The following is a 13,830-nucleotide window of genomic DNA, read 5'->3' on the forward strand; positions in this document are numbered from 1 at the left end:
TTAGAATCCCACGTTTATTGAAAAATTAAAACTTCTGGCGAACGGGTAGGAAGTTCCCCTCTCCCGCTTTATCGTAGAAACACGGAACACATCACTCGTGTTAAACGAGAATCTCATTTGCCGTATAAACATTTTACGCAATAGTTCCCGCGGCAATTCATAACCCAACGAGAGTGATTGAAGGCTCAGCGTGTTGTCATCCTGCACGAAACGGCTAGTGGCGTATGTCGGTTTTTCCCAATCCTTTATGCTTTTGAATTTTGCCCGGTCGCCCGACTCTTTCCAACGCTCGGAAAACACCCGCTTGTCCACGTTCCCTTTCAAGTCGACATTCTCGATTTTCCCCTGCAAGGTTTCATTATACTGCTGCCCCCCGTAAGTATAAGTAAAATAAATATCCAGCGTGATTCCCTTGAAATAAAGGTTTGCAGACAACGTCCCGTTGAGCTTGGGTTCACTATTACCACATACCACGTTTTCCGAAGCCAACCACTTCGTGGCAATAGCACCATTCCGATAACGGAACATTTCCTGCCCGGTCTGCGGATCAATCCCCAGCGACTGCATGGCATAAATGGAAGAAGTCGATGCTCCCTCGGTAAATTTAATCAACGGCTTCATTGAAATTTCCTCCTCCACGTAATACCCATGTTCCTTGTCATCCAATAGCTTCTGGTAATTATCCTCTATCTGCTGGTTGTAGGACTTCAACGCGTCCGAAACCTTAACGATCCTGTTCTTGTTTGTCGCCAGATTGCCGGAAACATAGCATTGAAAATCATTTTTATTCAACACTTTCAACCGCAAACTCACCTCATGCCCCTTGTTCAATATCTGTCCCACGTTCTCTTTGTAGGAAACAAAACCGGAAGAGGCGGGAATATACATATCCGCGATCAAGTCCACGGTGCGTCGCTCGTAATAAGCATACGTCACGTCGATCCTCCCGTCAAACAGGCTCACGTTACCGCCCACGTCGGTAATTTTTGTTTTTTCCCATTTCAAATTCCGGTTCCCCATAGCCGCCATATCCACCCCGACACCCGTGGGGTAGACGAAATCATTCCTCATCGTGTAGACCGTGCGGGCTGTTCGCGCCGGGAAATTAGCTTTCCCCGTGATACCGTAAGACCCGCGTATTTTCAGTTCCGACAACCACTTGACAGATTTCATGAATGAATAATTATGGATATTCATCCCCAATCCAAGAGACCAGAACGGAGCAGTCCGAGACTCCGACCCGAAAGCCGAATTTCCGTCCAGACGCCCGGTAAAGTCAGCCAGATAAATGTTGTTATATGTATAGTTCATGGAAAGCATGGCACCGAATAAACGGGTTTTCTGTCCGGAACTGATAATAGGTCCCGATAGCTCCCGGGCAAATTGAGGGTTCGTGAATGTTCCGCGGGGAAGGTCCCTCAACGATGTCGTTTTATCTTTGTCCTTACTCTCTTTCCAGTTTATTCCGGCTACCAGATTGATATTGTGGTGACCGATCAGATTGTTGTAATAGAGATTGACATTCCCGTCCATCGTGGTAACCTGCCCGTCACCCAGAACCAGTTCCCCTTTATAGGACGAGCCCGCCACATCGTATTTACTGGCATCCGGGGAAGTGAAGTTTTCACTCGTGTTTATCTTGTGCGCCAAAGCGATATTAGCTCGAAGATTCAAAGTATGCGAAAAAAAATACTGAAGGCTGAAATTATTGAGAAATTCCTTGTATTCCGATTCATTATAACTACCTAAATTCGCATCCCATAACGGGTTTGCTTTCCGGTTTCCCTCGATGCTCTCTATCGTTTTCAAGATATTGCCGTCCTCTCCCAAATACGAGTAATAGGGATTCATCACCGTGTATTGGGCAAAAGAACCGTAAGGCGACTCCTCGGATTTCATTCCCGTGTACTGGGACATATTGGTAAAACGAATCTTCTTATAATTATACTGCAATTCGACGCCTATCCCGGAAGTCTTGCGGGACGAACCTTTCATGACACCGTTATTCGCTTGATAGTTGGCATCGAGAGCATAACGCAGACCATTCGGGTTACCACCCTCCAAACGTATAGTGTGCCTGCTGCTCGCCGTGTTGCGCAAAGGTTTCCCAAGCCAGTCCGTCTCGGTACCCTCTTCTATTTTCCGAAGTTTCTGTTGATACACCCGCTCCAGATGAGAGTAACCGTCATACATACCCGCCACTCTCTCAGCCTCCAACTTCTCTCTGGCATTCATCAGGTTATAATCCCTTAAATCCGGTAACTGTACATCCAAACCATAATTGTAAGTAATCAGTATTTCCCCCGTCTTAGGTGCCACGGTCGTGATCACGACCACCCCATTAGCCGCTCTCGAACCGTAAATCGCTGTCGCAGCAGCATCTTTCAACAAGGTGATCGACTCGATACGATTGATATCCAAGTCATATACCTTACTGACAGACACCTCGAACCCGTCCATGATAAACGTCGGCAAATTCGGATCATTCTGCAAGGCTGTTTTGGAAACACTCGCCGCATCCAATTCCGTCAAACCAATCCCGGAAGCCCCCCGGATATTAATCTCCGGCAACACGTTCGGATTCGAGCCCATGTCATTATTCACCGTTATCCGGAATGAAGGATCCAACACCTGCAAGGATTTCAACACGTTCGTCGGAGATACCCTTTTCAATTCCGCCGCAGAAATGGTTTTCACGTTACCGGTAAAGGATTGCCTGCTGATATTGGCATAACCCGTTATCACCACGTCTTCCAAAAGAATCTTATCCTCCTTCATCACGACATTAATCGTATCCTTCCCGGTATATTTCACCTCGACCGTTTCCATCCCGATAAAAGAAAAGACCAGCACAACGGTCTTCCCCATATCCGGGAAATTCAAAGCATAGCACCCGTCTTTGTCGGTCGCCGTCCCCAGCTTCATCCCTTTCAATTGCACGGTCACACCCGGCAAAACGGTCTTCGTTTCATCCACGACTTTCCCCACGATCCGAATCTCTTTTTGCTTTCTTTCGTTAGGGCGGCTATCCTTCTCCCGGCGGATCAAGATCAAATCATTACTGAACTCGTATGTCAAGCCAGTACCTGCAAATATCCGTTTCAACACACTCTCCAACGTCTCGTTCTCCGCTTTCACGGTAAACTTCCCCAAATCCCGCGTCTGATCAATACTGAAAACGAAATTAAAACTCGTCTGTTTTTGAATTTCCCTCAGCAATGTATTAATCGACACGTCTTTCAGGTCGAGATTCACTTTTTCTTGCTGAGCCAGAGTTTTCGCCGTCAACGTGAAGGTGAAAACAAAGATGAATAGAATACACAATCTCATAATCAAAAAAATTTTACGACTTCGATGCCTATATTTTAGGCACGATTGCTTTTTTTTCATAACTTTGTATTTATAGGTTAATACTGCTTGAGGAGTTGGTGGTACAATCGCCTCAAGTTCTATCTATTACACAGGAAATGCTACAATCATTTCCTGTTTCTCATTTTTGCACGGTCACAGTCTTATCCTTCACGACAAATGTCACTCCCACGATTCGGCTTATCGCGTCCAATATCACGTCTATATTCTCGTATTTTTTCAGATAGCCTCCAAAATTATACTGTTTCAACTCCGGATTCTGGAAAACCACATCCACGTCATACCACAAAGCCAACACGTTCATTATATGTTCCAATGATTCATTCTCGAAAATCAGCACGCCATCTTTCCAGCCCGTGTACATCTCCGTATCCACTTTCCTAATGCCGACAAATTTCCCGTCCCGACCGAACTCTGCCAATTCCGACGGATTCACCTCGTATTCCCATGAAGAATTTTTTCCCTGTATCCCGATCCTCCCCTTGACAAGCACGGTCTGTACTTTCTCCCCGTAAGTATTTACATTGAACGACGTCCCGTACACCCGTATCCTCATGGCATCCGTGACGACATAAAAAGGTCTGTCCGTATCCTTTTCCACCTCGAAATAAGCCTCCCCGGAAAGATACACCTCCCGCTTTTCCCGGTCAAAGGTTACCGGGTATCTCAAACTCGTCGCGGCATTGATTTTCACCCTCGTACCGTCGGAAAGTTCCACACTGTACTCCCCTCCTCTTTCTGTACGGAGCACATTATATTCCTGTTTCCCAATTACACCCGAATCCCGGCTGTACATGATTCCCCCACCCGAATTTATAATACGTCCCCCCGTCTTTTCCATGAGCTCTTGATTCCCGTCCGAACTCAAAGCGATTTCAACCCCTCCCTCTATCTGTAACGTGGCTTTCACTCCTCCCGGCAATATCCCGGAAACAATAGCCACATCTGCCTTCTGCTCTTTTTCCAACAACTTTACCCCTATGCACACACATATCAATGGCAACATGACCACCGCCGCATACTTCAACACTCTTCTTCCCACGTGACGGGAACGTTTATGCCCGATTCGTTTTTCAAAACGTCGCAATAGCTGTTCTTTCCGTTCTTTATCATATATGGCGAATCTGGCACCTATCTCTTGGCTATCTTTCACTTCCCTGTAAAAACGGGCATTCCGGGCAGCATTCCCGATCCATCGCTCCAATTCTTCACGCTCCTCATTCGTGAGCACCCCCAACAAATCCCGTTGAATCAATCTGACAATCCGATAATCATTATAATCCATATTTTTCTCGTTTTACATCAATAAAACGTTCAAGTACTCCAAACGAAGTATCCGAAATCAAAAAATATTTCAATTTCTTACTCAGATCAACTTGAATACGGTCAGCAGGAAGAACAGATGCCCCATACGCTCCTTTATATATTGTACGGCTTTCACTTTCTGTGTCTTCACCGTGAACACGGACAGATCCATGATTTCGGCTATCTCGGCATTCGATTTTCCCTGCATGTGATACCTGAATATCTCCCGCCGTCTGTCAGGTAATTCCTCTATAACCGCAAAAAGCTCCCGGTAAATTTCCTCCCGCATCACTTTATAAGCAAAATCTTCCTCGTCATCCGAGGTTTCCCGCCGCATCACATCAGCGTATTTCTTCTCCACTCGTTGATGTCTCAGCCAGTCTACACAGGCATTTCTCACGGAAGTATACAGAAAAGTTTTCAAACTATTGTAAGACTGGAATTTCATCTTCCCCTCCCATATATCTACAAAAACTTCCTGTACAACATCCTCCGCCACCTCTTTACATTCCACGTATCCCGTGGCAAAATAAAGCAACGAATCAAAAAAATCCTTGAACAAACGGCAAAAAGCATCCGTCTGTCTCTCGTTTATTTGCCTTGTGAATAATATTTCGTCCATTTCCACCAATATCGCTTTCTACAAAAATAGAGATTAAATTTATAAGATTATTCACACGACTTAAAAATATTTATCTCTAAATCTTTCGATATACACGTACCGCCTCGATCAACAATGCCGGACAACAAGAAAAGAACTCAAAATCGACACAAAAAAGAGCCATGCTTTTTTACACGGCTCTCTTAATCTTTAGCGATTGGGATTAGAATCTTCTTTCTCTCGGTGCTCTATAACCTCTATTATCGCCTCCTTCTTCTCTCGGTCTTGCTTTTTTCACAACAATTTTCCGTCCTTGAAAATCTGACTCGTTTAAAGCATTGATCGCGTTGAAACCTTCCGTCTCGTCTTCCATTTCAACAAAACCAAAACATTTAGAATTACCAGTTTCTTTGTCCATAATTACTTTGGCTGAAGAAACAGAACCGTGCTCCGCGAAAAGAGCTTGCAAGTCTTCACTCGTGGTGGCAGAACTTAGCTTTGCAACAAAAATATTCACAATAAAAATAATTAAAATTAATAATACATGTAGAAGGGTACGTAGATAGATATCTTTGGTTTCAACGATAAACAACTATTTAACTTCTACCGCAGCAAATATAACTAATTTATTAATAATCAAAAATTAATATCACTTTTTTTCGCTAATTCCTTAAAATTTATCTCACCCCCGAAAAACACTCGCCGGAAGCCACCTATTCTCCATCTCCCCTATTTTTTTCATCCCGATTCTATTTTTTCTTTATAATCGCTTGCAATTTCAAAAAATTCCCCTACTTTTGCACCCGTTAAAACATAACAATGGTGCCATAGCTCAGTTGGTAGAGCAAAGGACTGAAAATCCTTGTGTCCCCGGTTCGATTCCTGGTGGCACCACTGAATAAGAGAGAGTTACAAAAGTGACTCTCTTTTTTTTGCCCAAAAATCTTGATATTTTAAGCCCAAAGTTAAACCAAGAGTTAAACCGGGATTAGCATGAGCACAGGTATTAACATCTTGTGTTGCAAATCTAAAACACCCTACGCAAGAATCGGAAATTCTTTATAGAACCGAAGCAGGGATATGGTTTCTGTCCGTAGTTTTGTACGAACGAATTTCTTCATATCCTCATCCATTAACTCACCTAAACCGTTCAGAATACCTCGGTCACTCACACTTTCGAGATGGTCGATACATTTTTGCATGTAATCAGCTAGTGACATTTCCATGCGTTTTTCAACAATCTCTTTGTTTATCGGCGTTTGTTTCTGCATGAAGAACCAACTATCAAAGATATCACGATTCGTTAATTCTCCACGGTCAAGTAAAGCACAGAGTTTATGAGCGAACATATCCGGAGCGACCATAACCTGCATGTTGATACCCAGCAAGTTTTTTCTTTCGTAATGGTTATTCCACTGCCGATTGGATATTTCTATTTTCAATTTCCGTTCACCGACACCATAATCCAGTACGATAATTGGACCATAGAACTTTATTGCTTCATCGAATATCTTACCATATTTCAACAAGATTTTTCGCACCTTTTCATACACCGTTTTTTCTTTTGCCAAATCGAGTAGATTGAAGTCCAAATCGACCGAAAAACGGGGCAAATCATAAAAAAACATCAACGCTGTTCCACCTTTGAAACCGAGGCTATTTGCCAACTCGATATCGGAATAGATGTCTTTGAGTATCTGCGTCAAAAAAAATTTATGTTTGTTGATGTTAATCATTCGCAAGCAGTTTTTTGACTCTTGCCGTAAGCGTTTTGGAATTATATATCGGCAAAAGTTTAGTTATTAAATTCTTATCAAGGGAATTTAGGTTGTCAAAATAGTATGTTGCATTTAAATACAAGATGTCCAAAAAGGCACGTTCGGGCGTGGCGATATTTACATTACCGATTTGACTGATACCTTGCGTGACGATAAGGATTTCACCCTTAATTTTTCGATAGGCACAAGTACGACCTTCTATATCGATACTACGACTCAAATAACTGACAGCAGTTATCCGTTCATCATACTGGAAAACAACACCGGCTTTTTGCAACACGTATTCCAATGAAATATAAGACGGAGTATAAAGCAAACAGACCAATTCTTCGGGGTTGTAGTTGGGTTTAACATACACACCTTTTCGTGGACGAAGCAACTTTCCCTTGCGGACATAGTAATTCAACCGTTCGTTCAACTTCTTAAAGTCACTCTCTCCGATAAGCATAGCAATATCGTTCAGAGAGAACACAGTCCGAGCGTCGCTAAAAATCGACAAAATCAAATCGCTATTTCGAGAACTATTCATTGGATTATTTTCAATGTTTAGTTCACAAAACTAAGAAATAATTCCGATTCGACCAAATATCCTGCATTGTTTCTGCTATGCGCTAGGTTACCCGATTTTGACCGAAATAATCTTACCCGTTGATTTTTTTGCCGCACACACCTCAACAACAAGACTTTATTAAAAAAGGACAATCGAAAAATCCATGAATGAAGTTTGTTTCAATTACTGATTTTCCGATTGCCCCTTGTTTAAACCATGTTTAAACCGGAAACTAACCTAAGATTCCTACTTTAATCCCAAGAAGTAATCTCTCTCACTAAAAGAGGGTGATCCGACGAATTTTTCACGTTCACGATAATTTTCATCTGCTCGAAAAAACGCCTTATCTTCTCGTCAATTCCGGAAACATAAATCATCTTTATCCCGCATTCCGCGAGCCATTGGACGAAATAATTCACGTTCCAGTTTTTCACCTCTCTGTTTTTTATAGAAACAACCTTATCATCCTCTGTCGTAATCGTTGACACCTTTATCGCTTTTCCTTCTATATTTCCACTAAGGTGGCAAAGTTGGTTATCTTCTAAAAACAATGCTGCTTTCATTCTTTCCTTTTAATAAATTGTATATGTTATGTTATAAAAATCACACCACTCTATACGGATAAAGGAGCAAAAAGGTTTATTCTTTACACGTTAATCTCATTTATCATTTGGCGTGAAAAGTATATAATTACAGGCAGAAATTATAGTTATTAATAATCCCGACACGAGTACGAACCAAGCAAACGGATTGTCAACCATAAAAACAACAGACACGATTCCATTGATAAGCACAAAAATACTTATCAACAAAATCGGGTAAGCAAGAAACGTATGTGTTACATTCTTGGGGAGTAATAGCAACAATAACCACCCACTCAAAACAAGGGAAGCCCCACACATCAAACTCATATATATCACGCTATTAAAATCACTTCTCGACAAGCACTCCAAGCCGTCTTGTACAAGTGGCGTGAATGTCGCGATCTCGTGTATAACTCCCAAACAGACTATCATGATGGATAAAATCTTACTCGCGGGTACCAATTCTATTTTCATATTTCAAGTTTAAAAAATGATAGAACAAATGTATATCGTATATCACTTGCATTATTGACAATAAAGCCATAATTTTGTCCAAAAGCGACAAAGCATGTATATATCGGCAGGTTTATTGAATATACTCATCAAGCAATTTCAAACGCCCACAGCGGAATTTTCCAAGTTATTCGCACAAAGAAAGTTTAACCAAGATACATTGCTAAACCCGACAACAAAAATTGACGCGAACATACTGGGATTATACTTGGAACACGTGGTAAAACAAAGCGGCAATAACAGAATAGGCTTAGAAACAGGATTTTTATTACCCTTTGTCTTAATCGGCAGTATGTACAATATTTATAACCGCAGTAAAAATGTCCGGGAGATTTTCGAGAATCCCGCACCTCTCGACCTCACGGCTAATGATATTCTAACCTACACGAACAGGGAGGACAACGATTATTTCTTTTTTGAAATATCAATGAATCGTGAATTCGCTCAACTATACCCGATAGCTTCCAGGCAATGGATGGAGATGCAATACGGCATTTCGCTTCAATACGCGTATAGTTTCACGGGAAGATATTTATATCCCTCGCGGGCTCACTCGATATACCCCAAGAAAGGCACGATAGACAAACTCGAAGAGTTTCTATATTGCCCGATAGAGTTTAATCAAGACAAGCTATCTCTCGCTTTCAAGCGTTCGGTACTGGATTTACCCATCATTACAGGAAACAAATCATTATATCCCGTCTTCGAGGACTACATGCACGAGATAAAACAAATGGATACGGAGCAAAGCAATAGTTTGGCAAGAACAGTTCGCCGCTATCTCATGCATAACCTTTCAAATACCGATTTATCTTTCAAACGCGTGGCAGAAAAATTCAACATGAGTGAAAGAAACATGCAACGCAAATTAAAATCGGAAGGCACATCATACCAACAGATATTAAATAACCTACGAATGGATTTAGCCCAAGAATACATCAGGGAAAAAGTACCTTTCACAGAGATTGCTTTTTTGCTAGGATTCGAGAGTCAAAGTGCATTCAACAAATTCTTTCATAAACAATTTCATACCACCCCCGGTCTTTACTCTGCCTCTTCCGTGTCCAGACAGAACGGATGACCTTCGGGGTCAAGCATCGTTCTGGAAGTTCTGAAAAACAGAGAGGGGAACGTACACGTTCCCCTCTCCCGAGCATAATAATCACCACGTCACCTATCGACGCTCACGATACACGACATCTTTTATTCGCGCGAAACCGTCATATTCCACCCGTTTCGTCACGGTATTATTCACCCCGTCAACCGGATAGAATCCTAACTTGCCCCCATTATTATCCGGGGCATCCGTGTTATAGGAAGCAACCATCAGTTCATATTGCCGAGCCATAAACTCTTCGGACTGATTGTTCAACTGACCTAAAGAACATTGGCGATACAGGTTGAATTTCAACATCGTCACCACTTCACGCTCCCCCAAAGCAATCGTACTCATCGGGTAAGTCGTGTTTGTTCCCAAGTTATGCAAATACACCTTATTCCCCACGGCATAAAACATATACGGGAATTGGGAATGAAAAGCGAAAGCCGTTGCCTTATCAAAATCGGGAGCATCCATATTCTCGTACTTGACTTCCTGCACGAAACCGTTACCGGACATATTAATCCCGTAAATGCGACGCCTTCCCCCGCCATCTTGCAAGACCGCGTACACCAATCCGTTAGAATAACGGGTACTCTCCATATGCACCAACTCCATGCCCGTCTTGAAACTGAACAAGCCGCTTTCCGGATCAGGCAACGGGGTTAAAGTCTGCATCGCGTCATCATCACTGTAATTGTATTTCCACCCCACGAACCTCCGGTTATCCGTGTCATACAGCAAAGCTGTCGACGCGTTCCCCGGACGAGCCATACTCACGCCGACATACGGGGCAACCCTGTATTCCGGTGCTTTTCCCCGTTCAGAAGTATTCACGGGATACTCGAAAGCTGCCCCGGCAGAACCCAGCACTTGTGCGTAAGCATTCCCCGCATCCGTCACGCAAAAGCAAGCCAAGGCTCCCGCCGTACTGCTGTTATTCACCGACGTGTAGCACACGACACGCTCATCTGCGGGAGGAATGATAAAATCAATATTATTGATATCCCACGAAACATCCGTCTTGAAGGTTTCCCGATCCAATTTATACGTGCCCTCACCCGTCATCACATAGATCACGTCATTAGGACTCGCGAAAAGATTCGGATAAAAACCGATACCTCTGGCATGCTTCAAATCCGGCAATCCCAACGGCGCCAACAAGTCATAAGCCGGGATAATCCGCTCCGCGGAAATAACCGAAATCATATCCATCCGCACACGTTCTTCCTCCCCCTCGTCACAAAGCACCATCCACCCCTCGTAGGTCGGGGACGACACCTTTATGTCGAAAGTAGCGGAAGCCTGTATTCCCGAACGCTTGTCCGTCACGGTAAACCACCCGATATACGTGTCCGCCACGAAAGCTGCCAACGTATCCAACTCCAGTGTTTTCGAGGGGTTCAAATCCACCCATCTCTGCCCGGACACCATGACGCCCCCGGACTTTTTCTCGATCCTGTAACCGAATTCGAAATTAGTGTTATCCGCCCCGATCTCCCCTTCCAGCGAAGAAACGATCTTCGGTTTCACGACAATATGATCGGAATTTCCCAACACCTCAACCACCTCCGGGATATTCTCGATAGTTATTTCCGCCACCTCGTGGTACTCGTAATTTCCCTTATCATCAAAACAAGCACAAAGGGAAAAAGCAAACAAAAACAATATAATACGATTCATTTTCATAACATCATTTTTTAATATTATTCATACCGGGAATAATCCACCGCATAGGAAGGAGCAAGCTGCATATACTTCCCGTCCGAATCCGATACCGGGGTTCCGGCATCCGCTTGTTCCTGCAAATACTTCTGCACGGTCATGGCAAAAAAACTAAAACGACCGTACTGCACCTTAGCCCCGGCATACCCCGCGTTACTCCAATCCGCGGGAGTCAAACCGCAAGCCGCATTAACAACCAGATACTTCTTGGGAGTCCAGTCCCCGAAAAAGCTCCCCCCGAACATCGACCAGTAACTCGGCTCCGTGTACATCTCGCTCAACGAGAAAGCGAACACATCCCCGTGAATCATCTCACCCGTCGCCGTATAAGCACTCGTGTTCTTGTACTCCGGGAAATAACACTTGAAATACTCGTTATCCTCCAAGCGAAGAGCCAAACGCACCGTTCTCTCCATCAAATCATCCGTGCGGTAAAAACGCACCCGCACGGATGCCGTACTGGCTCCTGCCGGAACCACCACCGTATCCAGATCCAACTCGTAATGCTTCCCCTCCACGGCTGTCGTTCCCGCCTCGTCTACCACCACTTTGAAAGGACGGTCATAATCCGCCACCTTTCCCATCGTCCGCACGGTAGCCGCAAGCATCACGCTCTTTGCCGAGGCTTGCGCCGACACGAACGAATAAGAAAGCGAATCCGCATAAAACTCCGTGGTACTGCCGTAAATATAACTCGTCACCCGTTGGAAATAAATTCCGGCATCATCCGTGGTAAAAAACGGGATATCCTGCTTCTCGCAAGCGCTCAAAATAAAACACAATCCCGCACCCCATAATATATTTTTCCATTTCATAATCTTATCCTTTTAACGATTAGCAATTTCACCGGAAGGCATAGGCAGCACGTAACGTTCCTCCCTTGCCCCGTAAGTACTGGTATCATACCCGTTCTCGTCACTGTTTATATTAATATACAAACGCTTGTACATGAAAAAGATTTGTCCTTCCCCGATAAACTCCCGCAAATACTCTCCCCGCAACCGTTTCATGAAATCATCTTCCGAAACCGCCGTCAAATTCGGCAATCCCCTCCGCGCACGGGCTTGATTCAGCCACTCGTACCGATCCGCCAACACGGGCTCACATTCTGCCGCGATATAATACACCTCACTCAAGCGAATCAATGACATGAAAACAGCATAGAAATACTCCGTTTCCGTCGTCCCGCTAGGCTGGTCGATTCCCTTGTACTTGATAAGCACGTGTCCGCTCTCTCCCACCCCGGAAGCAATCTGCCACCACGTCTGGAAACGGTAATCCTGTGTTTCTCCCGCGAAAAGATTCGTGTTCACGAAATCTTTCCGGGGATGCAGGTAATTATTCCCTGCTTGTTCCGCGCTGAAATAACCGGTATAAATATCCTTCCTGTCTTTCTTGTAAATACCCGCCAGCACCTCCGTCGAGAACACCCGATCGGGATTCGTCTGGTTTGCCAAAAGTTTATTCGGGTCTACCGCGGGAAAATGTTCATCCACCCTCGTGTCCGTCAGTAACTTTCGGGCAGCAGCCAAAGCATTCGCCTGTTCTCCCGCGTACAAGTACACCCTTGCCTTCAACGCCTGAACGGCATAATAATTCATCCGCAACTGGCGATAACGCAAATACACGTCTTGATCTTCCTCGAGGGAAGCCATAGGCCCCTCCGCGATAACCGGATCACTATCCGACAACAAACCCTCCGCTTCGTCCAAATCCCGCAAAATCTTCTCGTGAATTACCGAATCGGCAGGCAACAATGGCAAGGCTACCACTTTCGACGACTCGTTATAAGGGATTGATTCCGCTTGCGGTTGGAGCTTATAGACCGGACCGAACAAACGCAACATATCAAAATGCAAAAAGGCTCGCACGGCAAGCATCTCCCCTTTCAGCACCCGCGATTCCACCGTCGACAACACCCCCTCGCTCTTGTCGATATTCTCCAGTACCACGTTACAATTCAATATCGTGTTATAAGCCGCCGTCCACGTGTTCGACAACTCCGTTTCCACCGAATTATCCGTGTAAGCAAACGTGCTCAACGCCGTCAGATACGTGTTCACCGACAGCGGCTGATAACGTTTCGATATCACATCCACCAACTCGTAAGAAAGATTCTTCCCGTAAAGAGCCGCAGACGCCATCTTATTGTAAATCCCGTTCACCGCTGTATAATACCCGCCTCTCGTGGCGAACAACTGTTTCTCCGATTGCTTGTCCTTGGGTTGCACGTCCAGAAAATCGGCACACCCGACACTGCACGCCAACATCAACCCGCTCCAAATTATATTTCGTAATCTCATACT

At 44.3% G+C, this 13,830-nt stretch carries 12 protein-coding genes and 1 tRNA gene; 2 read left to right on the forward strand and 11 right to left on the reverse strand.

Features of this window, described 5'->3' with window-relative positions; translation table 11 throughout:
- The 4 genes from CS948_RS03790 to CS948_RS03805 form a co-directional block, all read right to left on the reverse strand.
- Positions 1-3,330, reverse strand: coding sequence for a SusC/RagA family TonB-linked outer membrane protein (locus CS948_RS03790; RefSeq protein ID WP_176554907.1), 3,330 nt, complete (start codon positions 3,328-3,330; stop codon positions 1-3).
- Positions 3,331-3,490: 160 nt separating this feature from the next.
- Complete coding sequence (locus tag CS948_RS03795; protein WP_099290441.1) at positions 3,491-4,654, reverse strand: FecR family protein; 1,164 nt, start codon at positions 4,652-4,654, stop codon at positions 3,491-3,493.
- A gap of 81 nt (positions 4,655-4,735) precedes the next feature.
- Positions 4,736-5,296: an RNA polymerase sigma-70 factor gene (locus tag CS948_RS03800; RefSeq protein WP_141560877.1), complete on the reverse strand. Its 561-nt coding sequence runs from the start codon at positions 5,294-5,296 to the stop codon at positions 4,736-4,738.
- A gap of 202 nt (positions 5,297-5,498) precedes the next feature.
- Positions 5,499-5,792: an RNA-binding protein gene (locus CS948_RS03805; RefSeq protein ID WP_099290796.1), complete on the reverse strand. Its 294-nt coding sequence runs from the start codon at positions 5,790-5,792 to the stop codon at positions 5,499-5,501.
- A gap of 304 nt (positions 5,793-6,096) precedes the next feature.
- Between CS948_RS03805 and CS948_RS03810 the strand changes: the two genes are divergently transcribed.
- Positions 6,097-6,169, forward strand: a tRNA-Phe gene (locus CS948_RS03810).
- A 143-nt stretch (positions 6,170-6,312) separates the two neighbouring features.
- Here the strand turns inward: CS948_RS03810 and CS948_RS03815 are convergent.
- The 4 genes from CS948_RS03815 to CS948_RS03830 all read right to left on the reverse strand — a co-directional run bounded on the left by CS948_RS03815 (position 6,313) and on the right by CS948_RS03830 (position 8,661).
- Positions 6,313-7,011 (reverse strand): nucleotidyl transferase AbiEii/AbiGii toxin family protein, encoded by a 699-nt coding sequence (locus CS948_RS03815; RefSeq protein ID WP_255301846.1) that lies wholly within the window; start codon positions 7,009-7,011, stop codon positions 6,313-6,315.
- Positions 7,004-7,582 (reverse strand): type IV toxin-antitoxin system AbiEi family antitoxin domain-containing protein, encoded by a 579-nt coding sequence (locus CS948_RS03820; RefSeq protein ID WP_099290443.1) that lies wholly within the window; start codon positions 7,580-7,582, stop codon positions 7,004-7,006. The genes CS948_RS03815 and CS948_RS03820 overlap by 8 nt, the downstream gene beginning before the upstream one ends.
- Positions 7,583-7,854: 272 nt before the next feature.
- The gene (locus CS948_RS03825) at positions 7,855-8,166 is read right to left on the reverse strand and encodes a hypothetical protein (protein ID WP_099290444.1); all 312 of its coding nucleotides are present in this window, start codon (positions 8,164-8,166) and stop codon (positions 7,855-7,857) included.
- A 96-nt stretch (positions 8,167-8,262) separates the two neighbouring features.
- Positions 8,263-8,661, reverse strand: coding sequence for a hypothetical protein (locus CS948_RS03830; RefSeq protein ID WP_099290445.1), 399 nt, complete (start codon positions 8,659-8,661; stop codon positions 8,263-8,265).
- Between the two features lie 94 nt (positions 8,662-8,755).
- On the opposite strand from CS948_RS03830, the gene CS948_RS03835 reads away from it, so the two are divergent.
- The gene (locus CS948_RS03835) at positions 8,756-9,781 is read left to right on the forward strand and encodes a helix-turn-helix transcriptional regulator (protein ID WP_099290446.1); all 1,026 of its coding nucleotides are present in this window, start codon (positions 8,756-8,758) and stop codon (positions 9,779-9,781) included.
- A gap of 93 nt (positions 9,782-9,874) precedes the next feature.
- Here CS948_RS03835 and CS948_RS03840 read toward each other — a convergent pair whose 3' ends face one another.
- Genes CS948_RS03840 through CS948_RS03850 form a run of 3 tightly spaced genes read right to left on the reverse strand, consistent with a single transcriptional unit; the run spans position 9,875 to position 13,827 of the window.
- Positions 9,875-11,488: a PKD-like family lipoprotein gene (locus CS948_RS03840; RefSeq protein ID WP_099290447.1), complete on the reverse strand. Its 1,614-nt coding sequence runs from the start codon at positions 11,486-11,488 to the stop codon at positions 9,875-9,877.
- A gap of 17 nt (positions 11,489-11,505) precedes the next feature.
- On the reverse strand, positions 11,506-12,339 hold the full coding sequence (locus CS948_RS03845) for a DUF4843 domain-containing protein (RefSeq protein ID WP_099290448.1): 834 nt from the start codon (positions 12,337-12,339) through the stop codon (positions 11,506-11,508).
- Between the two features lie 12 nt (positions 12,340-12,351).
- The gene (locus tag CS948_RS03850) at positions 12,352-13,827 is read right to left on the reverse strand and encodes a RagB/SusD family nutrient uptake outer membrane protein (RefSeq protein WP_176554908.1); all 1,476 of its coding nucleotides are present in this window, start codon (positions 13,825-13,827) and stop codon (positions 12,352-12,354) included.
- Positions 13,828-13,830: the final 3 nt, after the last annotated feature.

The organism is Butyricimonas sp. Marseille-P3923 (genome assembly GCF_900184685.1).
Lineage (GTDB): Bacteria > Bacteroidota > Bacteroidia > Bacteroidales > Marinifilaceae > Butyricimonas > Butyricimonas muris.

Coding starts and splice junctions, on each gene's coding strand:
- CS948_RS03790 (WP_176554907.1), bottom strand. CDS start 3,330: ATGAGATTGTGTATTCTATTCATCTTTGTTTTCACCTTCACGTTGACG.
- CS948_RS03795 (WP_099290441.1), bottom strand. CDS start 4,654: ATGGATTATAATGATTATCGGATTGTCAGATTGATTCAACGGGATTTG.
- CS948_RS03800 (WP_141560877.1), bottom strand. CDS start 5,296: ATGGACGAAATATTATTCACAAGGCAAATAAACGAGAGACAGACGGAT.
- CS948_RS03815 (WP_255301846.1), bottom strand. CDS start 7,011: ATGATTAACATCAACAAACATAAATTTTTTTTGACGCAGATACTCAAA.
- CS948_RS03820 (WP_099290443.1), bottom strand. CDS start 7,582: ATGAATAGTTCTCGAAATAGCGATTTGATTTTGTCGATTTTTAGCGAC.
- CS948_RS03825 (WP_099290444.1), bottom strand. CDS start 8,166: ATGAAAGCAGCATTGTTTTTAGAAGATAACCAACTTTGCCACCTTAGT.
- CS948_RS03830 (WP_099290445.1), bottom strand. CDS start 8,661: ATGAAAATAGAATTGGTACCCGCGAGTAAGATTTTATCCATCATGATA.
- CS948_RS03835 (WP_099290446.1), top strand. CDS start 8,756: ATGTATATATCGGCAGGTTTATTGAATATACTCATCAAGCAATTTCAA.
- CS948_RS03840 (WP_099290447.1), bottom strand. CDS start 11,488: ATGAAAATGAATCGTATTATATTGTTTTTGTTTGCTTTTTCCCTTTGT.
- CS948_RS03845 (WP_099290448.1), bottom strand. CDS start 12,339: ATGAAATGGAAAAATATATTATGGGGTGCGGGATTGTGTTTTATTTTG.
- CS948_RS03850 (WP_176554908.1), bottom strand. CDS start 13,827: ATGAGATTACGAAATATAATTTGGAGCGGGTTGATGTTGGCGTGCAGT.